Origin of the sequence: Enterococcus sp. LX10 (assembly GCF_023539285.1) — a bacterium.
Taxonomy (GTDB): Bacteria; Bacillota; Bacilli; order Lactobacillales; family Enterococcaceae; genus Enterococcus; species Enterococcus faecalis.
Genome location: NZ_CP092784.1, coordinates 1,519,984 through 1,543,802, shown reverse-complemented (window position 1 = coordinate 1,543,802; position 23,819 = coordinate 1,519,984). Strand labels below are relative to the sequence as shown.

At 39.0% G+C, this 23,819-nt stretch carries 23 protein-coding genes; 21 read left to right on the top strand and 2 right to left on the bottom strand.

Annotation, left to right across the window (positions count from 1 at the left end):
• The first annotated feature begins 7 nt into the window (after window positions 1-7).
• From MKZ30_RS07370 to ybaK, 6 genes are all read left to right on the top strand, one after another.
• A complete protein-coding gene (locus MKZ30_RS07370; protein ID WP_010715252.1) occupies window positions 8-901 on the top strand; it encodes a deoxyribonuclease IV in 894 nt (297 codons plus the stop codon).
• A 193-nt stretch (window positions 902-1,094) separates the two neighbouring features.
• Window positions 1,095-1,313 carry a YneF family protein gene (locus MKZ30_RS07365; protein ID WP_002357397.1) on the top strand — a complete coding sequence of 73 codons (219 nt, stop codon included), beginning with the start codon at window positions 1,095-1,097 and terminating at the stop codon, window positions 1,311-1,313.
• A 196-nt stretch (window positions 1,314-1,509) separates the two neighbouring features.
• Entirely contained in the window at window positions 1,510-3,261 is a 1,752-nt protein-coding gene (locus MKZ30_RS07360; RefSeq protein WP_033601003.1) for an ABC transporter ATP-binding protein, read from the top strand.
• Window positions 3,261-5,045, top strand: coding sequence for an ABC transporter ATP-binding protein (locus tag MKZ30_RS07355; RefSeq protein ID WP_010816558.1), 1,785 nt, complete (start codon window positions 3,261-3,263; stop codon window positions 5,043-5,045). The genes MKZ30_RS07360 and MKZ30_RS07355 overlap by 1 nt, the downstream gene beginning before the upstream one ends.
• A 155-nt stretch (window positions 5,046-5,200) precedes the next feature.
• Window positions 5,201-5,962, top strand: coding sequence for a type I 3-dehydroquinate dehydratase (aroD, locus tag MKZ30_RS07350; RefSeq protein WP_080120419.1), 762 nt, complete (start codon window positions 5,201-5,203; stop codon window positions 5,960-5,962).
• A complete protein-coding gene (gene ybaK / locus MKZ30_RS07345; protein WP_002382387.1) occupies window positions 5,959-6,474 on the top strand; it encodes a Cys-tRNA(Pro) deacylase in 516 nt (171 codons plus the stop codon). The genes aroD and ybaK overlap by 4 nt, the downstream gene beginning before the upstream one ends.
• A gap of 129 nt (window positions 6,475-6,603) precedes the next feature.
• Here ybaK and MKZ30_RS07340 read toward each other — a convergent pair whose 3' ends face one another.
• A complete protein-coding gene (locus MKZ30_RS07340) occupies window positions 6,604-7,011 on the bottom strand; it encodes a ribonuclease HI family protein (RefSeq protein ID WP_002379500.1) in 408 nt (135 codons plus the stop codon).
• Between the two features lie 100 nt (window positions 7,012-7,111).
• On the opposite strand from MKZ30_RS07340, the gene MKZ30_RS07335 reads away from it, so the two are divergent.
• The gene (locus tag MKZ30_RS07335) at window positions 7,112-7,573 is read left to right on the top strand and encodes an EbsA family protein (protein ID WP_016614636.1); all 462 of its coding nucleotides are present in this window, start codon (window positions 7,112-7,114) and stop codon (window positions 7,571-7,573) included.
• Between the two features lie 104 nt (window positions 7,574-7,677).
• Here MKZ30_RS07335 and MKZ30_RS07330 read toward each other — a convergent pair whose 3' ends face one another.
• Window positions 7,678-7,884 carry a cold-shock protein gene (locus MKZ30_RS07330; RefSeq protein ID WP_002357404.1) on the bottom strand — a complete coding sequence of 69 codons (207 nt, stop codon included), beginning with the start codon at window positions 7,882-7,884 and terminating at the stop codon, window positions 7,678-7,680.
• 178 nt (window positions 7,885-8,062) lie between these two features.
• Between MKZ30_RS07330 and MKZ30_RS07325 the strand changes: the two genes are divergently transcribed.
• The 14 genes from MKZ30_RS07325 (at window position 8,063) to pyrE (ending at window position 23,758) form a co-directional block, all read left to right on the top strand.
• Entirely contained in the window at window positions 8,063-9,733 is a 1,671-nt protein-coding gene (locus MKZ30_RS07325; RefSeq protein ID WP_010715249.1) for a formate--tetrahydrofolate ligase, read from the top strand.
• A 104-nt stretch (window positions 9,734-9,837) separates the two neighbouring features.
• Window positions 9,838-10,542 (top strand): CBS domain-containing protein, encoded by a 705-nt coding sequence (locus tag MKZ30_RS07320; RefSeq protein ID WP_002360173.1) that lies wholly within the window; start codon window positions 9,838-9,840, stop codon window positions 10,540-10,542.
• A gap of 5 nt (window positions 10,543-10,547) precedes the next feature.
• Window positions 10,548-11,024 carry a signal peptidase II gene (gene lspA, locus MKZ30_RS07315; RefSeq protein ID WP_002360174.1) on the top strand — a complete coding sequence of 159 codons (477 nt, stop codon included), beginning with the start codon at window positions 10,548-10,550 and terminating at the stop codon, window positions 11,022-11,024.
• Window positions 11,011-11,916 carry an RluA family pseudouridine synthase gene (locus MKZ30_RS07310; protein WP_002371061.1) on the top strand — a complete coding sequence of 302 codons (906 nt, stop codon included), beginning with the start codon at window positions 11,011-11,013 and terminating at the stop codon, window positions 11,914-11,916. The genes lspA and MKZ30_RS07310 overlap by 14 nt, the downstream gene beginning before the upstream one ends.
• A gap of 338 nt (window positions 11,917-12,254) precedes the next feature.
• Complete coding sequence (gene pyrR / locus MKZ30_RS07305; RefSeq protein WP_301280621.1) at window positions 12,255-12,794, top strand: bifunctional pyr operon transcriptional regulator/uracil phosphoribosyltransferase PyrR; 540 nt, start codon at window positions 12,255-12,257, stop codon at window positions 12,792-12,794.
• 16 nt (window positions 12,795-12,810) lie between these two features.
• The gene (locus MKZ30_RS07300; RefSeq protein ID WP_002357410.1) at window positions 12,811-14,091 is read left to right on the top strand and encodes a solute carrier family 23 protein; all 1,281 of its coding nucleotides are present in this window, start codon (window positions 12,811-12,813) and stop codon (window positions 14,089-14,091) included.
• A gap of 13 nt (window positions 14,092-14,104) precedes the next feature.
• Complete coding sequence (locus tag MKZ30_RS07295) at window positions 14,105-15,031, top strand: aspartate carbamoyltransferase catalytic subunit (RefSeq protein ID WP_002357411.1); 927 nt, start codon at window positions 14,105-14,107, stop codon at window positions 15,029-15,031.
• 8 nt (window positions 15,032-15,039) lie between these two features.
• Window positions 15,040-16,323 (top strand): dihydroorotase, encoded by a 1,284-nt coding sequence (gene pyrC / locus MKZ30_RS07290; protein WP_033601002.1) that lies wholly within the window; start codon window positions 15,040-15,042, stop codon window positions 16,321-16,323.
• Between the two features lie 2 nt (window positions 16,324-16,325).
• Window positions 16,326-17,405, top strand: coding sequence for a carbamoyl phosphate synthase small subunit (locus tag MKZ30_RS07285; RefSeq protein ID WP_025188667.1), 1,080 nt, complete (start codon window positions 16,326-16,328; stop codon window positions 17,403-17,405).
• Window positions 17,405-20,587 carry a carbamoyl-phosphate synthase large subunit gene (carB, locus tag MKZ30_RS07280; protein WP_010706664.1) on the top strand — a complete coding sequence of 1,061 codons (3,183 nt, stop codon included), beginning with the start codon at window positions 17,405-17,407 and terminating at the stop codon, window positions 20,585-20,587. The genes MKZ30_RS07285 and carB overlap by 1 nt, the downstream gene beginning before the upstream one ends.
• 107 nt (window positions 20,588-20,694) lie before the next feature.
• Window positions 20,695-21,486: a dihydroorotate dehydrogenase electron transfer subunit gene (locus MKZ30_RS07275; RefSeq protein ID WP_002365731.1), complete on the top strand. Its 792-nt coding sequence runs from the start codon at window positions 20,695-20,697 to the stop codon at window positions 21,484-21,486.
• Window positions 21,483-22,421 (top strand): dihydroorotate dehydrogenase, encoded by a 939-nt coding sequence (locus MKZ30_RS07270; protein ID WP_080279986.1) that lies wholly within the window; start codon window positions 21,483-21,485, stop codon window positions 22,419-22,421. Before MKZ30_RS07275 ends, MKZ30_RS07270 begins: the two co-directional genes overlap by 4 nt.
• Window positions 22,411-23,124, top strand: coding sequence for an orotidine-5'-phosphate decarboxylase (gene pyrF, locus MKZ30_RS07265; protein WP_002365730.1), 714 nt, complete (start codon window positions 22,411-22,413; stop codon window positions 23,122-23,124). Before MKZ30_RS07270 ends, pyrF begins: the two co-directional genes overlap by 11 nt.
• 1 nt (window position 23,125) lies before the next feature.
• The gene (gene pyrE, locus MKZ30_RS07260; protein ID WP_033601000.1) at window positions 23,126-23,758 is read left to right on the top strand and encodes an orotate phosphoribosyltransferase; all 633 of its coding nucleotides are present in this window, start codon (window positions 23,126-23,128) and stop codon (window positions 23,756-23,758) included.
• Window positions 23,759-23,819: the final 61 nt, after the last annotated feature.

Here is a 23,819-nt window from a genome sequence, read left to right as displayed (position 1 = left end):
GAACCACATGTTATTAGGATCACACGTTAGTATGAGTGGCAAGAAAATGCTATTAGGCTCTGCCGAGGAAGCGGCTAGTTATGGCTCAACAACCTTTATGATTTATACAGGTGCGCCACAAAACACGCGCCGGAAACCGATTGAAGAAATGAATATTGAAGCTGGGCAAGCGTTTATGAAGGAACACAATTTGAGTAATATCGTCGTTCATGCCCCGTATATTATTAATTTAGGCAATACAATCAAAACGGAAAATTTCGGTTTTGCCGTAGACTTTTTGCGACAAGAAATTGAGCGAGCACAAGCGTTGGGAGCAACGCAAATCACGTTACACCCAGGTGCGCATGTTGGCGCAGGTTCAGAAGCCGGCATCAAACAAATTGTTAAAGGTCTAAATGAAGTCTTGTGGAAAGAGCAAATCCCTCAAATCGCTTTAGAAACAATGGCTGGTAAAGGAACCGAAATCGGCCGTACGTTTGATGAACTAGCTGCAATTATTGACGGAGTTACGCTAAATGATAAACTTTCTGTCACTCTGGATACTTGCCACATTAATGATGCAGGTTATAATGTAAAAGATGATTTTGATGGCGTATTAGTTGAATTTGATAAAATTATCGGATTGGATCGTTTAAAAGTTATTCATGTGAATGATTCTAAAAATCCTATGGGTTCACATAAAGATCGTCATGCCAATATTGGTTTTGGCACTATTGGTTTTGAAGCTTTAAACGGTGTGGTTCACCATGAAAAATTAACTGCTTTACCAAAAATTTTAGAAACACCTTATGTCGGAGAAGACAAAAAAAATAAAAAGGCCCCTTACGGCTTTGAAATTGCGATGTTAAAAAATCAAACATTTGATCCAGAATTATTAGAAAAAATTCAAGGACAAAACTAAAGCAACAATCGCTCTTAAAGGTCCTATTGACATTTAAGAGCGTATATTTTTGAATTTTAATCACTATTTTGCAAAAAAATCAGACTTTTTTCATTATTTAAGAGAAATCCCGCAAAAAGAACTTTTCTTTTTTTGCTATTTCTAGTAAAATAATTCATTGAGAGCAAAACTATACGGAGAGGAGAGAGTTTCAATGGCAACAGGTTGGGTAGTATTAATCGCAGTAATCGCTTTATTAGTAGGCGCTGCAGGGGGCTTTTTCCTTGCACGCAAATATATGCAAGATTATTTCAAAAAAAATCCTCCCGTTAATGAGGATATGTTACGCATGATGATGGCATCAATGGGTCAAAAACCGTCAGAGAAAAAGGTTAGACAAATGATGCAACAAATGAAAAACCAAGGAAAATAGTAAAGGTTATTCAGGTAATCATGAATAAGTGTAAAAACGGGCTGATTTTCAGTCCGTTTTTTTGTTGTTTTGCGGGAGAATAGGATAATCTAGGAGGAAAAGAGCGAAACGTTTAATCAAAAACAACAATAACGAAGAAACCTTCTAGCTCGAAAGTAGTCTTCGTAGAACAACAAAGTAAAGGAGGGACAACTGAATGTCCATATTCAAAAAATTAGGCTGGTTTTTTAAGCAAGAGAAAAAAAGTTATATTATTGGGGTTTTCTCATTAATGATGGTCGCTCTTGTTCAATTAGTCCCGCCCAAAGTTATTGGCGTCGTTGTAGATGAAATCGTTAACAAAGAAATTCGCTTAACGAAAATTATCGTATGGGTTGCACTCTTGATTGGTGCTGGGCTTGCCCAATATCTTTTTCGCTATATTTGGCGGATGCATATTTGGGGGAGTGCCGCTCGTTTGGAAAAAGAGCTACGGACTCAATTATTTCATCATTTCACAAAAATGGATAGCATCTTTTATCAGAAATATCGGACAGGTGACTTGATGGCGCATGCAACCAATGATTTAAATGCCATTCAAAATGTGGCTGGAGCTGGGATTTTAACATTTGCTGACTCTGTGATTACGGGAGGAACAACGATTATCGCAATGGTTCTATTTGTCGATTGGCGCTTAACATTAATTGCTTTATTACCGCTGCCTTTATTAGCGGTCACCTCACGAGTTCTAGGTTCTAAGTTGCATGATGCCTTTCGAGATTCACAAGCTGCTTTTTCAGCGATTAATGATAAAACACAAGAAAGTATTACTGGAATTAAAGTCATTAAAACATTTGGGCAAGAACAAGAAGATCTTGCTGATTTTACAGAGAAAATTGATGATGCTATCGTCAAAAATAAACGAACGAACTTTTTAGATGCACTATTTGATCCGTTTATTACGCTGATTATTGGTGTTTCTTATGTTTTGACAATTATTATTGGTGGTCGTTTCATCATGGAAGGAACGATTAGTTTAGGTCAGTTGGTCTCTTTCATTGCCTATATTGGGATGCTAGTTTGGCCAATGTTTGCGATTGGGCGCTTATTTAATGTGTTAGAACGTGGGAATGCTAGTTACGATCGTGTGAACGAATTATTACATGAAAAAACGCATATTATCGAACGAAAAGATGCCATCAAAACAATGGCGCAAGGGACAATTTCAATGAAGATTGATTCTTTTTCTTATCCAAAAGAAGAGACGGTGGCGTTGGAAAATATCCAATTTTCGTTGCAAGAAGGAGAAACCTTGGGGATTGTTGGCAAAACAGGCGCTGGTAAAACCACTATTTTGAAATTGTTGATGCGTGAATATGACCAATACCAAGGAACGATTTTCTTTGGAAAACATAACATTAAAAATTACACATTAGATGCATTGATGGGTGCAATGGGGTACGTGCCACAGGACCATTTTCTCTTTTCCATGACGGTACGAGATAACATTCGTTTTGCTAAACCACACTTGGAACAAGCAGCAGTTGAACAAGCGGCAGCATTAGCATTTATTAACCAAGAAATTAAAGCATTCCCTGAAGGCTATGACACAATGGTTGGGGAACGTGGCGTTTCGCTTTCTGGCGGACAAAAACAACGGATTTCTATTGCACGGGCCTTGATTGTTGAACCAGAATTGTTAATTTTAGACGATGCCTTATCTGCAGTCGATGCGAAGACTGAAGAGGCGATTTTATCAAATCTAAAAGAAACGCGCCAAGAAAAAACCACTATTATTACAGCGCATCGTTTAAGTAGTGTCATGCATGCAAAAGAAATCTTAGTGTTGGATGAAGGGAAAATTATTGAACGGGGGACGCATCAAGAGTTACTGGCTCAGAAGGGTTGGTATCAGCGGATGTGGGAAAAACAGCAATTAGAAGCGAAAATTGAAGGGAGTGAGAGTTAATGGAAGAAAAGTATCAATCCGAATGGTCCAGAGAGTTACCGCTGAAAGAACAATTAACGATTGTTCAGCGTTTGTTTCGTTTTGCCAAACCGTTTCGACGCATGTTTTACACAGCTATTCTCTTTGCATTTGGCTTATCAATTATCAATATTCTTTTGCCTAGAGTCATTCAAGTTTTTATGGATAATTATTTAACGCCTAAAACTGCTACAATGCAAGTGATTCTAACTTTTGCTGCTATTTATTTTTTTGGTGTCATTGTCAAAAGTATTGTTTGGTTTTTCCAATGGTATTTGTATTCGATGGCTTCTTTAAAAACGTATCAATATATACGAGTGAAATTATTTGAAAAATTACACACTTTAGGTATGCGTTATTTTGATCAAACACCAGCGGGTTCGACGGTGTCTCGTGTTACAAATGACACAGAAACATTGTTTGAATTCTGGTATGTATTCCTAATGGTGATTACAGGAATTTTTGCCGTAATCTCGTCATTTTTTGCAATGTTTCAACTCAGTCCAAAAATTTCATTTTATTGTCTAATTTTCTTGCCAATTTTATTAGTTGTAATTTGGTATTACCAAAAATTTAGTTCAAAATTATATCGCAGTATGCGGGAAAAATTAAGTCAATTAAACACCAAACTAAATGAATACATCTCTGGTATGCAAATCATTCAACAATTTCGCCAAGAAAAGCGTTTGGAAAAAGAATTTGAGGAAACCAATGATGATTATTTAAAAACACGAGTAGCAATGATTCGTATGAATTCATTATTATTAAGTCCCATCATTAATTTGTTGTATACATTGGCGATTGCATTGGCCTTAACTATGTTTGGCATCGATGCTTTACATTCACCTGTTGAAGCGGGGATGATTTATGCTTTTGTAACGTATGTCCAAGCTTTTTTTAATCCGATGACACAAATGATGGACTTCCTAAGTATCTTTACAGATGGGATTGTCGCAGGTAGCCGTATTTTAAAAATTATGGATACGGAAGAATTAACGCCGCAACAATCAGTAGGAGCGAATGGGGAAATTATTCGCGGGAAAATTGAATTTCGCAATGTTACTTTTTCTTATGACGGCAAAAACGAAGTATTGAAAAATATTAGCTTTGTCGCAAATCCCGGGGAAACCGTCGCTTTAGTCGGTCATACAGGAAGTGGTAAAAGTTCAATTATTAATGTACTCATGCGTTTCTATGAATTTTATGAAGGGCAGATTTTAATTGATGATCGTGACATTCGTGATTTTCCCATGACAGAATTACGAGAAAAGATGGGCTTGGTATTACAGGACGCTTTCATGTTTTATGGAGATATTGCTGGAAATATCCGTTTACTGAATCCCAATATTACAGATGAACAAATTAAACAGGCAGCGGAATTTGTTCAGGCGGATAAATTTATTCACACGTTACCCAATACCTATCATGCGAAAGTCATTGAACGAGGAGCGAGTTATTCTAGCGGACAACGTCAATTAATTTCGTTTGCACGAACGATTGTGACTGATCCCAAAATTTTAGTTTTAGATGAAGCAACCGCTAATATTGATACAGAAACAGAAGGATTGATTCAAGAAGGATTAGCCAAAATGCGTCAAGGGAGAACGACAATTGCGATTGCGCATCGCCTTTCGACGATTCGTGACGCAAACTTGATTTTAGTTTTAGACAAAGGGCAGATTGTAGAACGAGGAACGCACGAAACGTTACTGGCAGAAGGTGGCCTTTATGCGGATATGTATCAGTTACAAAGTACGGAAGTTTAACGTAACAACTGAAAGAGTTAAATAACCTAAACAAAGGCATTTAGTGTTAGGAAATTCCTAATTCTAGGTGTCTTTGTAGCTCTTTAAATTGCAAAAAAGAATAGAAATGGTATGATATGAAGAGAGAAAAACAAACGAGGAAGTTAGGTGGAACTGTGAAGCCAGTTATAGTCAAAAATGTGCGAATAGGTGAAGGGAATCCCAAAATTGTGGTGCCCATTGTTGCTCCAACAGCCGAGGATATTTTGGCCGAAGCAACGGCGAGCCAAACACTAGATTGTGATTTGGTAGAATGGCGTTTAGACTATTATGAAAATGTCGCTGATTTTTCCGATGTATGTAATCTTTCACAACAAGTAATGGAACGGTTGGGGCAAAAACCGTTATTGTTAACTTTTCGTACACAAAAAGAAGGCGGCGAAATGGCTTTTTCCGAGGAAAATTATTTTGCTTTGTATCATGAATTAGTGAAAAAGGGTGCGTTGGATTTATTAGATATTGAATTATTTGCGAATCCGCTGGCGGCAGATACGTTAATTCACGAAGCTAAAAAGGCGGGGATTAAAATTGTTCTCTGTAATCACGACTTTCAGAAAACACCGTCGCAAGAGGAGATTGTCGCGCGGTTACGCCAAATGCAAATGCGTCAGGCGGATATTTGTAAAATAGCTGTGATGCCACAAGATGCGACAGATGTACTTACGTTACTTTCAGCAACCAATGAAATGTACACCCATTATGCATCCGTCCCAATCGTTACTATGTCAATGGGACATTTAGGGATGATTAGTCGCGTAACAGGTCAACTGTTCGGATCGGCACTAACTTTTGGCTCAGCCCAGCAAGCGTCTGCACCAGGCCAACTATCCGTACAAGTATTAAGAAATTATTTAAAAACATTCGAACAAAACAAGTGATTCAGAAGGTGAAAAAAGTGGCAAAGAAAAAAACACAACAAAAAACGAATGCGATGCGCATGGTAGAACAACATAAAGTACCATATAAAGAATATGAATTCGCTTGGAGTGAAGATCATTTAAGTGCAGAAAGTGTCGCTGAAAGTTTAGGTATTGAAAAAGGACGAATTTTTAAAACCTTGGTTACAGTAGGTAATAAAACAGGTCCAGTGGTGGCTGTCATTCCTGGTAATCAAGAATTAGATTTGAAAAAATTAGCGAAAGCTAGTGGCAACAAAAAGGTAGAAATGCTTCACTTAAAAGATTTAGAAGCAACCACAGGCTATATTCGTGGTGGCTGTTCACCAATTGGGATGAAAAAACAATTTCCCACCTATTTGGCTGAAGAAGCTCAACAATATTCTGCAATTATTGTTTCTGCAGGCAAACGTGGCATGCAAATTGAATTAGCGCCTGAAGCAATCCTTTCGCTAACCAATGGGCAATTTGCGGAAATAACAACAAAAGAATAAGTGTCTATAAGAAGAAGTCGAGACAGAACCGTTTATCTGTTTTTAAACGTGGAGCAAAAATCTCTAGTGTTTTTTGCTCCACGTGTTTAATTATCAAATTAATAAAGGAAAAGCATTAAGTAAACAGTGCTACTTTTTATTGGGATAAAATTTTTGTAATGCTTGCCGTGCGAGCATATCGGCCGCTTTGTTTTGACTTTCAGGTAGCCATTTGATTAAGAGCAATGGGAAATTCTTTTCTAGTTGTTGATATTCTGCTAAATAAGGCTGGTACTTTTCATTTTTAGCATAGTTTTTTTCAATTGTTTGAACAACAATTTTACTATCTGAGTGGAGAAGAACGGTTTGTTGATTGTCTTCATTGGTAATCGCTTGTTTTAAAGCTTCAATCAGCACTTTAAATTCAGCTTCGTGATTACTAACAATACCTAAAGGCACATGCAATTGTTGCCGCGATTGGTCGGTGAGGTAAACGATACCGCCGCCAGATTCACCTGGATTGCCTTTAGTTGCAGCATCTACATAAATTCTTAACATAAAATTACTCCTAATTTCTTTTTGTTCTTAAAAAAAGTATGTTACTATTATAACATATTTAAATTTAGCGGCGTTGATCCAGAAGTAGTGAGGGCACTTTATGAAAAAACAGAAATTTTATTGGCAGCCAGAATTAGCATCAACAATTATTTACTGGTCTTGCACATTTTGTATATTATTTATTAGTTTAATTTTAGCATTGGAAAATAATGGTCCTTACTTGATTAGTAATCTGGTGATGGTTCCATTTTTTGTGTTTGCTTATCTAGGAATTGCGCGGTCTATTAACCTGACAGAAACATCTTTAATTGTTAGAGATGTTTTATGGTTTCGTAAAAAAGCACTTCCGCTTTCTCAGATAGAAAAAGTAACCTACAATGAAAAAAGCATCGAAATTTTTTCCTCAGAATTTAAGGAAGGCTCAAAAGTCTTTTTAATGAAAAAGAAAACGATTCCGTTATTTCTTGAGGCACTTAAGGTAAAAAAGCCTGAATTGAAGGTAGCAGAAGATCATTCTTTGGGCCTTCATAAAAAAGAAGAAAAAAACAAGAGTGAGTCATAAGTCGAAACGACTGGTGACCCACTCTCAAAATCTTAAAATAATCAGCTGAAACAAACGCTACGTTTACTTACTTTTTGGAGCAAAGCGTTGTTGGTTCAGCTTTTTTAGTTATCTATTTTTTTGACATGTGCTGCTTGTAGCCCACGATTGCCTTCCATTATCTCGAACTCTACAGATTGATTCTCATCAAGTGATTTGAATCCGTCACCTTCTATAGCAGTGAAGTGGACAAAAATCTCATCTTCTTCGTTGTAAACGATAAAACCATAACCTTTTCTGTTATCGAACCATTTGACAATTCCTTTTTGCATCCAATTCACGCTCCTTTTAGATTTGTAAAGACACTTTCATTATACGAGAAAAGGCTACCAAACGTCAATGGTTGGGTTGTTTAAAAAAGGTTATTCTAGCCATTCTATTCAATACAAGCTATAATTTAAAAGAAACAATGTGTCACAAAGACGATAAAGAATTGAAAAGGGGTCCGTTATGAAGACAGATATTAACATTGCACAAGCAGCAACATTAAAACCTATTCAAGAGATTGCCGAAACAATCGGTCTTTCAGAAGATTCGCTCGAACTTTATGGAAAATACAAAGCGAAAATAGATTTTCCAACGCTTCAATCCTTAGAAGCGAAGCCAGAAGGTAAATTAATCCTCGTTACGTCGATTAATCCAACACCAGCAGGAGAAGGAAAATCAACCGTGACCATTGGTTTAGGAGATGCATTAAATCAAATCAATAAAAAAACAGTTATTGCCCTAAGAGAACCATCATTAGGTCCTGTGATGGGGATTAAAGGTGGCGCAACAGGTGGCGGTTACGCACAAGTATTACCAATGGAAGAAATCAATTTGCATTTTACTGGTGATATGCATGCGATTACGACAGCCAATAATGCCTTAGCTGCGTTACTAGATAATCATTTACAGCAAGGAAATGAATTAAAGATTGATTCTCGGCGGGTGATTTGGAAACGGGCAGTGGATCTAAATGATCGTGCGCTCAGACAGGTCGTTGTTGGTTTAGGCGGTCCTTTCCAAGGTGTACCAAGAGAAGACGGTTTCGATATTACTGTGGCGAGCGAAATTATGGCGATTCTTTGTTTAGCGCAAAATTTAACGGACTTAAAAGAACGCTTAAGTCGGATTATTGTCGCCTATAATGACCAAAGAGAGCCGGTGACGGTTAAAGATTTAAACGTGGCAGGTGCCCTGACTTTATTATTAAAAGACGCCTTAAAACCTAATTTAGTTCAAACGATTGAAGGAACTCCAGCTTTTGTTCACGGTGGTCCTTTTGCCAATATCGCTCATGGATGTAACAGTATTTTAGCGACAAAAACGGCTTTGCATCTAGGGGATTATGTCGTAACAGAAGCAGGTTTTGGTGGCGACTTAGGTGGCGAAAAATTTTTAGATATTAAAGTACCTTCTTTAGGAAAAGCACCAGATGCCGTTGTGATTGTGGCAACGATTCGCGCGCTGAAAATGCATGGCGGTTTGGCGAAAGATCAGTTAGCAGAAGAAAATTTACCAGCGTTACAAAAAGGCTTTGCCAACTTAGAAAAACATATTCAAAACATGCAACGTTATGATGTACCAGTAGTTGTTGCAATTAATGAGTTTACACAGGATACAGAGAAGGAAATTCAACTGTTGAAAGAAGCCTGCCAAACGTTAGGCGTGCCCGTCGAGTTAACAAGTGTTTGGGCGCAAGGTGGCGCAGGTGGCACGAATCTAGCGAAAACAGTAGTAGCAGAGATTGAAGCCAATACAAAACAGTTTCAACCTTTATATAACCCTCGCCAAACAATTGAAGAAAAAATTCAAGCCATTGTACAAACGATTTACGGCGGGGAACAGGCGATTTTTTCTCCGAAAGCACAAAAACAAATCGCAGATTTTACAAAAAATGGTTGGGATCAATTACCAATTTGCATGGCGAAGACACAGTATTCACTTTCTGACGATCCTCAAAAACTAGGACGGCCAGAAGGATTTACGATTACGATTCGTGAGCTAGTTCCAAAAATCGGTGCAGGGTTTATCGTGGCGTTAACGGGTGACATTTTAACGATGCCTGGCTTGCCGAAAGTTCCTGCTGCGTTAAATATGGATGTGGACGAAACGGGTCAAGCGAGCGGTCTCTTTTAAAGCCGCTCTTTCCTGAGACCTATTTTTAGTATATACTTGAAAGTAGCTCAATAAAAAATAATGACGGAAATTTATTGCGTAGTTTACTATAAGGAGCAACGACTATGGGGGAACGAGCAGATACATTTTTAGCACACTTTAATCGCATTGAAAAGTGGATGAGAGAGAGACTGAACAATCCTGTCAACATGGGATTCAGTGAAATGACAAGACGTCTTTCCCGAAAAGAAAAAGGACAGATTGCTCAATTTGAAGAGGATTTGCTTCAAATGGCTCAGTTAAGAAATGCCATCGTTCATGAGCGAATTGCTGATGATTTTGTAATTGCAGAGCCAAACGAATGGGCAGTTCAACGAATTGAAACGATTGAACAAGCTTTAACAAAACCAGAAAAAGTAGTGCCTAAATTTGCGAAACGTGTTACAGCTTTTGAAATCACCACTTCTTTAGAAACGTTATTAACGATTATTGCAAAAAAACAATATTCCCAATTTCCGATTTATGAAAAAGGTGTATTTAAAGGATTAATCACGGTTCGAGGGATTGGTGTATGGTTTGCCATTGAGAGCACCAAAGGCGAAGTTCACATTGCCAACCGAACGGTGCGAGAATTGTTGGCATCAAATTATAAACGCAGCAACTATCAATTTGTTTCAATTGAAGCAACCGTTTTTGAAGTTGAACAAATGTTTCGGGAGCAGCCACGCTTAGAAGCTGTGCTTATTAGTAAAAGTGGCCATCCTAATGGTGAGTTAGTAGGCATTGTTCGACCAAGAGATTTAGCAAGTATTCATAGAGAAAAGGAATGACGCGATTGTTAGTAGTATATTTTTTAATCAGTGCCTTATTAGTAGGGCTTGACCAATGGAGCAAATATTTGACGGTCCAAAACATTTCTTTGGGTGAAACAAAAGAATTCATTCCTGGATTTTTGTCGCTGACCCATTTAAGAAATACCGGAGCCGCTTGGAGCTTATTAGAAGGAAAGATGATATTCTTTTATGTCATCACAGTAATTGTTAGTGTCGTGATTATTTATTTATTAATTAAGAATTATAAAAAAAGTATCTGGTATTCTGTAGGTTTATCTTTTGTCTTAGCAGGTGCCATTGGAAATTTTATTGATCGTGTACGTTTAGGCTACGTGGTGGACATGCTCCAAACGGATTTTATGAATTTTCCTATTTTTAATGTTGCAGATAGTACGTTAGTGGTCGGCGTTATTTGTATATTTATTTATTTGATTTTAGATGAAAAAGCAGCAAAGGAAGGCAAAAATGGAACAAATTAACGTAACGATTCAAACAGAAAAAGGCCGGATTGATAAAGTATTAAGTGAACATTTACCCAATCATTCTCGCTCGCAAATTCAACAATGGTTAAAAGAAAAACACGTAACAGTTAACGGTGAAACGGTCCGCGCAAATTACAAAGTTACAGCAGGCGATGAAATTGTGGTAACAATTCCTGAACCAGAAGTTCTAGATATGGTAGCAGAGGATATTCCTTTGACCATTGTTTATGAAGACAATGATGTGATTGTCGTCAACAAACCTCAAGGCATGGTTGTTCATCCTTCGGCAGGGCACCCCAATGGTACATTAGTGAACGCGTTACTTCATCATGCGGATCACTTATCGGCGATAAATGATGTGGTGCGACCGGGAATTGTTCATCGAATTGATAAAGATACTTCGGGGCTATTGATGGTGGCTAAAAATGATCAAGCCCATGAATCATTAGCGAAACAGCTAAAAGAAAAAACATCGTTACGTAAATACGTTGCCTTGGTCCACGGTGTTATTCCTCACGATAAGGGAGAAATAAATGCACCTATTGGTCGTTCCAAGGTTGACCGCAAAATGCAAGCGGTCATTGAAGGCGGTAAAGAAGCAGTCACGCACTTTACTGTTTTAGAGCGTTTTGATGCATTTACCTTAGTTGAATTACAACTAGAAACAGGCCGGACACATCAAATCCGTGTTCACATGAAATATATCGGTTATCCATTAGCTGGAGATCCGTTATATGGACCGAAAAAAACATTGCCTGGCAATGGGCAATTTTTACATGCGAAGTTATTAGGCTTTACACATCCTACTACAGGTGAACAATTAGTTTTTGAAGCACCTTTACCAGAAGTTTTTGAAAAAACTTTACACCAATTAAGAAATAATCATTGATTTTTTTCTGAAGAAGAGGTAAACTCTTTTTTAAGAAGAAAAATAACTAAATAACTGTAACCTTTAAGTTTAGTCCCGTGAGGCTAAGAAGGAATCATGCAAAAGAACACTAGGTGCGCTTAGTTAGTAAGTTGTGTGGGCTACATGGTACCCTTGTACCTTTTTAAACTGTAACCAACATCCTCCTATCCTCATACGGGTAGGAGGATTTTTTGTTGGAAAAAATAACAGGACAATTTCAATAAAAACCCACTTATTTTTCAGCTGCTCAATTGAAGGAAGAATCGCTGACCCCAAGACAGCGAGGGCGTAGATAAAAAAGAAATGAGGAGGAAATTATTATGCCAAAGAAAGAAGTTGTTGACGCAGTCACAATGAAACGAGCGCTTACTCGAATCTCGTATGAAATTATTGAAAGAAACAAAGGAATTCAAGACATTGTTTTAGTAGGAATTAAAACGCGTGGGATATACATTGCACAACGTCTAGCCGAACGCTTAAAACAATTGGAAGATATTGACGTGCCAGTTGGTGAATTAGATATTACTTTGTATCGTGATGATGTGAAAGATATGGAGGAACCTGAATTACATTCTTCTGACGTACCAGTCTCAATTGAAGGTAAAGAAGTTATTTTAGTGGATGATGTCTTGTACACTGGCCGGACCATTCGTGCTGCGATGGACGCTGTTATGGATTTAGGCCGTCCGAGAAAAATCTCTTTAGCAGTCTTAGTAGATCGTGGGCATCGGGAATTACCGATTCGTGCCGATTATGTAGGAAAAAATATTCCAACATCAAAAACTGAGGAAATTATTGTGGAAATGGAAGAGCGTGACGGCGCAGATCGTATTATGATCAGTAAAGGAAACGAATAAAAAGGAGTGAACAACGTTGTCAGAAAAAGAATTTCGAAATGAGGATGCAGTCTTAGATATTAAAGACAGACCGCAAGCTTTTCACTGGGTTGGCCTAAGTTTACAACATTTATTTACGATGTTTGGCGCAACGGTTTTAGTACCAATCTTAGTGGGAATTGACCCAGGGATTGCGTTAGTCAGTTCAGGATTAGGAACAATGGTCTATCTGATTACTACAAAAGGAAAAATCCCCGCCTATCTTGGCAGTAGCTTTGCTTTTATTGCAGCGATGCAGATGTTAATGAAGAGTGATGGTTATCCAGCCATTGCTCAAGGTGCTATGACAACCGGCTTGGTATACCTAATCGTTTCATTAATCATTAAAAAAATTGGTTCCGACTGGTTGGATAAAATTTTACCGCCTATCGTTGTAGGACCTGTCGTGATGGTTATCGGTTTAGGCTTGGCAGCTAATGCCGCAAATAACGCAATGTATAACAACAACGTTTATGATTTTAAATATATTGCCGTAGCCTTAATTACTTTAGGCTTAACCATTTTTTACAACATGTTTTTCAAAGGCTTCCTAGGATTAATTCCAATTCTTTTAGGAATTGTCAGTGGGTACCTAGTCGCTTTAGCTTTCGGAATTATTGACTTAACCCCTATTAAAGAAGCTGCTTGGTTTGCTTTACCGAATTTTGAAGTACCTTTTGTTCAATATGAACCGAAATTGTATTTAAATGCCATTACAACAATGGCACCAATTGCCTTTGTAACAATGACAGAACATATTGGTCATTTAATGGTCTTGAATAAATTAACCAAGCGCAACTTTTTCCAAGACCCAGGCTTATCTAAAACTTTAATGGGAGATGGCTTAGCGCAAATTGTAGCAGGTTTTGTTGGTGGACCGCCAGTTACAAGTTATGGTGAAAATATCGGCGTGTTGGCAATTACAAGAGTACACAGTGTCTTCGTGATTGGTGGAGCCGCGGTGTTCGCTGTAGCTTTAGGCTTTGTTGGAAAATTAAGTGCCTTGATTCTAAGTATCCCAGGACCAGTTATTTCAGGAATTAGTTTCGTCTTGTTCGGTGTGATTGCCGCAAGTGGTTTGAAAATCTTAATCGATAATAAGATTAATTTTGATAAGAAAAAGAATTTATTGATTGCTTCAGTAATTTTAGTCATCGGCATTGGTGGCTTAGTCTTCAAAGTAGGAACTTTTGAATTGTCTTCAATGGCATTAGCAACTGTCTTAGGAATTGTTTTGAATTTAATTTTACCGGAAAACGCACGTAGCGAAGAACAGTAGGAGGACTGGACGAATGATTATTACATCTGAACGAATTAGTTTAAAACATCTTTTAACTGCTGAGGCTTTAACCGACCGTGAAGTCATGGGGTTAATCCGTCGCGCAGGAGAATTTAAACAGGGGGCAAAATGGCACCCAGAAGAACGTCAATATTTTGCAACAAACTTGTTTTTTGAAAATAGTACTCGAACACATAAAAGTTTTGAGGTAGCTGAGAAAAAATTAGGCTTAGAAGTGATTGAGTTTGAAGCGAGTAGAAGTTCTGTTCAAAAAGGAGAAACGTTATACGACACAGTACTAACGATGTCGGCAATTGGTGTAGATGTAGCAGTCATTCGTCATGGTAAAGAAAATTATTACGATGAATTGATTCAAAGTAAAACGATTCAATGTTCTATTATTAACGGTGGGGACGGGAGTGGACAACACCCTACACAATGTTTATTGGATCTGATGACCATTTATGAAGAATTTGGTGGATTTGAAGGCTTGAAAGTGGCGATTGTGGGAGATATTACACATTCTCGCGTTGCTAAATCAAATATGCAGTTATTAAACCGTTTAGGCGCTGAAATTTATTTTTCAGGTCCAGAAGAGTGGTACGATCATCAGTTTGATGTCTATGGACAATATGTGCCGCTAGATGAAATTGTTGAAAAAGTCGATGTGATGATGTTGCTTCGCGTGCAACACGAACGTCATGATGGTAAGGAAAGTTTTTCAAAAGAAGGCTATCATTTGGAATATGGGTTAACCAACGAACGGGCAACTCGTTTACAGAAACACGCAATTATTATGCATCCAGCGCCAGTCAATCGGGATGTTGAACTGGCAGATGAATTAGTGGAAAGTCTGCAATCAAGAATCGTCGCGCAAATGAGTAACGGAGTCTTTATGCGCATGGCAATTTTGGAAGCAATTTTACATGGAAAGGCCTAGGTGGAGAAATGAAGACGTTAATTAAGAATGGAAAAATCATCAAAAAAGAGAATCAATTGATTGAGGCAGCACTTTGGCTAGAAAATGGTGTGATTCACGCAATCGGAGAATCGTTTGACGAAGCAGATTTTGAGCAAGTGTTTGATGCGAAAGGGCAACTAATCACGCCAGGCTTGGTGGATGTGCATGTTCACTTTAGAGAACCAGGCTTTACGTATAAAGAAACGATTAAAACGGGTAGTAAAGCTGCTGCTCGCGGTGGTTTTACTACGGTTTGCGCAATGCCCAATTTGAATCCAGTACCAGATACGGCTGAAAAATTAAGTGAGGTTTACGACTTAATTCAAAAAGATGCAGTCGTGAAAGTTTTACAATATGCCCCCATTACAGAAGAGCTACGGAGTGAAGTTTTAACCAATCAGAAGGCCTTAAAAGAAGCGGGCGCCTTTGCATTTACAAATGATGGTGTTGGTGTCCAAACGGCAGGAACGATGTACTTAGCCATGAAAGAAGCGGCTGCATTAAATATGGCACTTGTTGCGCACACGGAAGATGAATCTTTATTATTTGGTGGTGTGATGCATGAAGGAGAAGTTTCTAAGAAATTAGGCCTACCAGGGATTTTAAGTGCAACGGAAGCTTCACAAATTGCACGGGATATTACTTTAGCAAAAGAAACAGGCGTTCATTATCATGTTTGTCATGTTTCAACAGAAGAAAGCGTGCGCGTTATTCGAGATGCTAAAAAAGCAGGGATTCACGTAACAGCCGAAGTTTCGCCGCACCATTTAATTTTAGTCGATGAGGATATTCCTGCTGACGAAGGGTTTTGGAAAATGAACCCACCATTACGTGGTTTAGCAGATCGACAAGCATTGATTGACGGCTTGTTAGATGGCACGATTGACTGTATTGCTACCGACCATGCGCCCCATGGTTTAGAAGAAAAACAACAATCATTTTTAAACGCACCTTTTGGCATTGTCGGTAGTGAAACGGCCTTCCAATTGATTTATACGAACTTTGTCGAAACAGGCATTTTCACATTAGAACAAGTAATTGATTGGATGGCAGTGAAACCGGCAGAAATTTTCGGATTTAACGCAGGAACACTAACAATTGGTGCACCAGCAGATATTGCAGTTTTTGACTTAGCAACAGCTGCACCAATTGATGCAGAAGCATTTGAATCAATGGCTGTCAATACACCATTTACAGGGTGGACAGTCAAAGGAAAGACACTTATGACATTTGTTGACGGAGCATTAGCTTGGTCGGAGGAGGCGCAGTAGGTTTGAAAAGGTTATTGATTTTAGAAGACGGAACAGTATTTGAAGGAAAAGCGTTTGGTGCAGAAGGCAATGTAGTAGGAGAAGTTGTTTTTACTACTGGCATGACAGGTTACCAAGAAGCAATTACTGACCAAAGTTTTAATGGACAAATGATTACTTTTACGTATCCATTAGTTGGAAATTACGGGGTCAACCGAGATGATTATGAATCCATTGCACCAACCTGTAAAGGTGTCATTGTTAAAGAGCATGCGCGGGTTGCTTCAAATTGGCGTCAACAAATGACCTTGGATGAATTTTTAAAGCGCAAAGGGATTCCGGGAATTTCAGGAATTGATACGCGTGCGCTGACTCGTAAGTTACGATCAGCTGGAACAATGAAAGGGAGCATCATTGATGCCGTGGATGATTTGCCGCATGCATTTGATCAACTAAAAGCGACGGTCATGCCGAAAAATCAAGTGGCACAAGTCTCCACCACTAAACCTTATCCGAGTCCAGGTATTGGGCGTAATGTAGTCGTCATTGATTTCGGGTTGAAACATAGTATTTTGCGAGAATTATCAAAACGGCAATGCAACTTAACCGTGTTGCCTTATAATACAACGGCCGAAGAGATTTTAGAATTAAGTCCCGATGGTGTCATGTTGACAAATGGGCCTGGAGATCCCAAAGATGTACCTGAAGCTATTGAAATGATTCAAGCAATCCAAGGAAAAGTTCCAATTTTCGGCATCTGCTTAGGTCATCAGTTATTTTCATTAGCGAATGGTGCGGATACGTATAAGATGAAGTTTGGACATCGCGGTTTGAATCATCCTGTACGAGAAATTGCAACAGGACGCATTGATTTCACTTCACAAAATCACGGATATGCCGTGGACGAAGCAACAATTGATCCAGAAAAATTACTTGTGACCCACGTGGAAGTCAATGATGGAACAGTTGAAGGCGTGCGTCATCGAGATTATCCAGCTTTTACTGTGCAATATCACCCAGATGCGGCTCCAGGACCGCACGATGGTCTTCATTTATTTGACGAATTTATGGAATTAATGGATGCATGGAAGGAGCAAAACTAATGCCAAAACGAACGGACATCAAGAAAATCATGGTGATTGGTTCAGGACCAATCATTATTGGACAAGCAGCAGAATTTGACTATGCAGGCACACAAGCCTGTTTAGCGCTAAAAGAAGAAGGGTATGAAGTTGTCTTAGTAAACTCAAATCCAGCGACTATCATGACCGATAAGGAAATCGCGGATCATGTTTATATCGAACCGATTACTTTAGAATTTGTTTCAAGAATTTTGCGAAAAGAACGTCCTGATGCTCTTCTACCAACATTAGGTGGTCAAACTGGATTAAATATGGCGATGGAATTATCGGAATCAGGAATTTTAGATGAGCTAAATGTAGAATTGCTAGGAACAAAGCTCAGTGCGATTGACCAAGCGGAAGACCGTGATTTATTTAAACAATTGATGGAAGAATTAGAACAACCGATTCCAGAAAGTGAAATTGTCAATACGGTGGAACAAGCCGTGGCTTTTGCCAAACGAATTGGTTATCCAATTATCGTTCGTCCCGCATTTACCTTAGGTGGAACAGGCGGCGGCATGTGCGATACGGAAGAAGAACTCCGCCAAATTGCTGAAAATGGTCTGAAATTATCACCAGTTACACAATGTTTAATTGAAAAAAGTATTGCTGGTTTTAAAGAAATTGAATATGAAGTGATGCGTGATTCGGCTGATAATGCGATTGTGGTTTGTAACATGGAAAACTTTGATCCTGTCGGCATTCACACTGGGGATTCGATTGTTTTTGCTCCGAGTCAAACCTTATCAGATTATGAATACCAAATGTTGCGAGATGCGTCTTTGAAAATTATTCGTGCATTAAAAATTGAAGGTGGCTGTAATGTTCAATTAGCTTTGGATCCACATAGCTTTAATTATTATGTGATTGAAGTGAATCCTCGTGTTTCTCGTTCATCTGCACTTGCTAGCAAAGCCACAGGGTATCCCATTGCGAAGTTAGCTGCAAAAATTGCTGTTGGTTTAACATTAGATGAAATGAAAAATCCAGTTACTGGAACCACTTATGCCGAATTTGAACCCGCTTTGGACTATGTTGTTTCCAAAATTCCTCGCTGGCCTTTTGACAAATTTGAAAAAGGTGCTCGAGAACTAGGAACACAAATGAAAGCAACCGGGGAAGTCATGGCAATTGGCCGCAATATTGAAGAATCCTTATTAAAAGCAGTTCGTTCTTTAGAAATTGGTGCTTATCACAACGAGTTAGCAGAACTAAGTCATGTCAGTGATTTAGAATTAACGAAGAAAATGGTCCATGCGCAAGATGATCGATTGTTCTACTTATCAGAAGCCATTCGTAGAGGATATAGCATCGAAGAATTACAAAGTTTAACGAAAATTGATTTATTCTTCTTGGATAAACTTTTACACATTATCGAAATTGAAACGGCCCTTGAAAGTCACGTGGACAACGTAGCTGTCTTGAAAGAAGCCAAACAAAATGGCTTTTCTGATCGAAAAATTGCAGCACTTTGGGGACAAACAGAACAAGCCATCGCTGACTTCCGCAGAGCCAATCAAATTGTGCCTGTCTATAAAATGGTGGATACGTGTGCTGCAGAGTTTGAATCACACACGCCTTATTTTTATAGCACGTATGAAGTAGAAAACGAAAGCAATGTTTCGAAAAAGCCTTCTGTACTAGTATTAGGTTCTGGTCCCATTCGCATTGGTCAAGGGGTCGAGTTTGATTATGCAACGGTTCATTCTGTCAAAGCGATCCAAGCGGCTGGTTATGAAGCAATTATTATGAATAGTAATCCTGAAACAGTTTCAACAGATTTCTCTGTTTCTGATAAATTATACTTTGAGCCATTAACTTTAGAAGACGTCATGAATGTGATTGATTTAGAAAATCCGATTGGCGTGATCGTCCAATTTGGTGGACAAACAGCGATTAATTTAGCTGAGCCGCTCACAAAACAAGGCGTTAAAATTCTTGGAACAACGATTGAAGATTTAGATCGTGCGGAAAATCGTGATTTATTTGAACAAGCTTTGCAAGAGTTAGCGATTCCTCAACCACCAGGAGATACGGCCACAAGTGCAGAAGAAGCAGTCGTGATTGCTGATCGTATCGGCTATCCCGTTTTAGTGCGTCCAAGTTATGTTTTAGGTGGTCGTGCAATGGAAATTGTCGAAAATCAAAAGGATTTGGAAGATTATATGCGACACGCAGTCAAAGCTTCTCCAGAACATCCTGTCTTGGTTGATAGCTATTTATTGGGACAGGAATGTGAAGTTGATGCCATTTGTGATGGTGAAACAGTACTAATTCCAGGGATTATGGAACATATTGAACGAGCTGGCGTTCATTCTGGTGATTCAATGGCGGTTTATCCACCGCAGTATCTTTCTCAAGAAATTCAAGCAACGATTGCCGATTATACAAAAAAACTGGCACTTGGTTTAAACTGTGTAGGCATGATGAATATTCAATTTGTTATTCATGAAAATCGTGTTTATGTGATTGAAGTGAATCCTCGTGCGAGTCGAACAGTTCCTTTCTTAAGTAAAATCACAGGGATTCCGATGGCCCAAGTTGCTACAAAAGCGATTCTTGGTGAGAAACTGACTGACCTAGGATATCAAGATGGATTATATCCTGAAAGTAAACAAGTTCATGTGAAAGCCCCTGTATTCTCCTTTACGAAACTACAAAAAGTAGATACGTACTTAGGGCCTGAAATGAAATCAACTGGGGAAGTTATGGGTAGTGATTATTATTTAGAAAAAGCCTTGTATAAAGCCTTTGAAGCATCTGGCTTGCATTTGCCAAGTTATGGGGCTGTACTTTTCACCATTGCTGATGAAACAAAAGAAGAGGCTTTAGAAATTGCTAAGCGTTTTTCAGCAATTGGCTATAGTTTAGTCGCAACGGAAGGAACCGCTGACTTTTTAGCGAAGCATCAGTTGCCTGTTAAGAAAGTGACAAAAATTTCTAATCCTGAAGGGGAAACCGTGCTGGATGTCATTCGTAATGGGAATGCACAAGTGGTAATCAATACCATGGATAAAAATCGTTCCAGTGCCAACCAAGATGGGTTTTCAATCCGTCGGGAAGCAGTCGAACATGGGATTCCATTGTTTACCTCACTTGACACAGCAAATGCAATTTTAAAAGTTTTAGAATCAAGAGCCTTTACGACAGAAGCCATTTAAGCAAAAATCTGGAACAATCGTCTGAGGAGGACTGTTCCAGATTCTTTTGCGAAGAAATAGAAAATCATTTATAGGGGAATCAGAGAATAAAGGAGTGAAGGATACTGATGCAGAGAAAGCAAGAAATGATGACCATTGTAGCTCAAAAACAGTTAGCGCCACGGATTTATCAGTTAGACTTACAAGGTGAGTTAGTGAAAGAGATGACACGACCTGGACAGTTTGTGCATATCAAGGTTCCGCGTGCAGATTTACTTTTGCGGCGACCGATTAGCATCAACCAAATTGATCATTCGAACGAAACCTGTCGTTTGATTTATCGAGTCGAAGGCGCTGGAACGGAAGTGTTTGCCACCATGAAGGCTGGTGAACAATTAGATATTTTAGGTCCTTTAGGAAACGGCTTTGATATAACTACCGTAGCAGCTGGTCAGACTGCTTTTATCGTTGGTGGAGGAATCGGGATTCCCCCATTGTATGAATTATCAAAACAACTCAATGAAAAAGGCGTGAAAGTGATTCATTTTCTTGGTTATGCATCAAAAGAGGTTGCTTATTACCAACAAGAATTTATGGCATTAGGAGAAACACATTTTGCCACAGATGACGGCTCGTTTGGCGCTCATGGCAACGTGGGCCGTTTATTGTCAGAAGCGTTAGCAAAAGGACGGATCCCTGATGCAGTTTATGCTTGTGGTGCGAATGGTATGTTAAAAGCGATTGATTCTTTATTTCCAACACATCCACACGTTTACCTTTCTTTAGAAGAACGGATGGCCTGTGGAATTGGGGCTTGCTATGCCTGCGTTTGCCATAAAAAAGGAGACACTACTGGAGCAAAAAGTGTCAAGGTCTGTGATGAAGGTCCGATTTTTAAAGCAAGTGAGGTTATCTTATAATGAAAAATCCTTTAGCTGTTTCAATTCCAGGTTTAACATTAAAAAATCCAATTATTCCCGCCAGTGGTTGCTTTGGGTTCGGGGAAGAATATGCTAACTATTATGACCTTGATCAATTAGGTTCAGTTATGATTAAGGCAACAACCCCCCAAGCACGATATGGAAATCCCACACCACGTGTAGCTGAAACACCTAGTGGTATGCTAAATGCCATTGGATTGCAGAATCCAGGCTTAGACGTGGTTATGCAAGAAAAATTACCAAAATTAGAAAAATACCCTAACTTACCGATTATTGCAAATGTTGCAGGTGCTTGCGAAGAGGATTATGTGGCTGTTTGCGCAAAAATTGGGCAAGCGCCTAACGTCAAAGCAATTGAACTGAATATTTCCTGTCCCAATGTGAAACATGGCGGCATAGCTTTTGGTACAGATCCAGAGGTTGCTTTTCAATTAACACAAGCAGTCAAAAAAGTCGCCTCTGTTCCGATTTATGTTAAACTATCACCAAACGTAACGGACATTGTGCCAATCGCCCAAGCAATTGAAGCAGGGGGCGCAGACGGTTTTTCTATGATTAATACATTGCTAGGGATGCGCATTGATTTAAAAACGAGAAAACCTATTTTAGCCAATCAAACTGGTGGACTATCTGGCCCAGCCATTAAACCTGTTGCCATTCGCTTAATCCGACAAGTCGCCAGTGTTTCTCAGTTGCCGATTATTGGAATGGGTGGTGTTCAAACAGTGGACGATGTCTTGGAAATGTTCATGGCAGGTGCTAGCGCTGTCGGGGTTGGTACGGCCAACTTTACAGATCCATACATTTGTCCGAAGTTGATTGACGGATTACCTAAGCGAATGGAAGAGTTAGGTATTGAATCGTTGGAACAATTAATTAAAGAAGTGAGAGAGGAGCAGCAAAATGCACGATAGACCAATTATTGCGTTAGATTTTCCCACGCAAAAAGAAGTGGCTGTTTTTTTAGAAAAATTTCCTAAGGAAGAAGCCTTGTTTGTTAAAGTGGGGATGGAACTTTTTTACGCAGAAGGACCAGCGATTGTTCGCTGGCTTAAAGAACAAGGGCACGATGTTTTCTTGGATTTAAAATTACATGATATTCCGAATACTGTGGAAAAAGCGATGACAAATTTAGCAAAATTAGGCGTTGCCATTACCAATGTCCATGCAGCAGGGGGCGTTCGAATGATGCAAGCAGCTAAGGAAGGTCTAATCAAAGGGACTCAGCCAGGCGCTAAGGTTCCTGAGTTAATTGCTGTAACCCAGTTGACTTCTACTAGTGAAGAAGAGATGCACCATGATCAATTAATTAACGTTTCTTTAGAGACAAGTGTCATTCATTATGCTAAATGTGCGGAAAAAGCGGGTCTGGATGGCGTGGTTTGTTCAGCATTAGAAGCACGTGGTATTCAAGAAGCAACCAAGCAGACGTTTATTTGTTTAACACCTGGTATTCGTCCAGCAGGAAGTGCAGTAGGTGACCAACAACGGGTCGTTACGCCGCAACATGCTCGCGAAATCGGGTCCACATATATCGTTGTTGGCCGACCTATTACCCAAGCAGAAAATCCTTATGAAGCCTATCAAGAAATCAAAAAAGACTGGAGCGGAAAGTAACATGACAAAAGTAGCAAAAAAAATTGCCAAAGATTTATTAGAGGTTGAAGCGGTATTTTTAAACCCTAATGAGCCGTTTACCTGGGCTAGTGGCATAAAAAGCCCGATTTATTGTGATAACCGTATCACAATGAGTTATCCTGCTGTGCGTAAAGAAATTGCAGAAGGCTTAGCGGCAAAAATTAAAGAGACTTTCCCAGAAGTCGAAGTGATTGCTGGGACAGCTACCGCAGGGATTCCACATGCGGCATGGGTAGCCGATATTTTAGGATTACCAATGGTTTATATCCGCAGTAAAGCCAAAGATCACGGCAAAGGGAATCAAATTGAAGGCCGAATTTCTGAAGGACAAAAAATGGTAGTTATCGAAGATTTAATTTCAACCGGCGGTAGCGTGTTAGAAGCGGCAGAAGCGGCGGAACGTGAAGGAGCAACGGTTTTAGGCGTTGCGGCAATCTTCACTTATGAGTTACCCAAAGGAACGGCAAATTTTGCAGATAAACAGATGACGTTACTAACGTTAACCAATTATTCAACTTTAATTGATGCTGCATTAGAAGCAAACTATATCGAAGAAAAAGATGTTACCTTATTACAAGAATGGAAAAAAGATCCTGAAAACTGGGGCAAATAACCGTTGAACTAAAGATGGTTCTTGTCGTCTGATTTTTAGTGTCATTTTCAGTAACCAGATT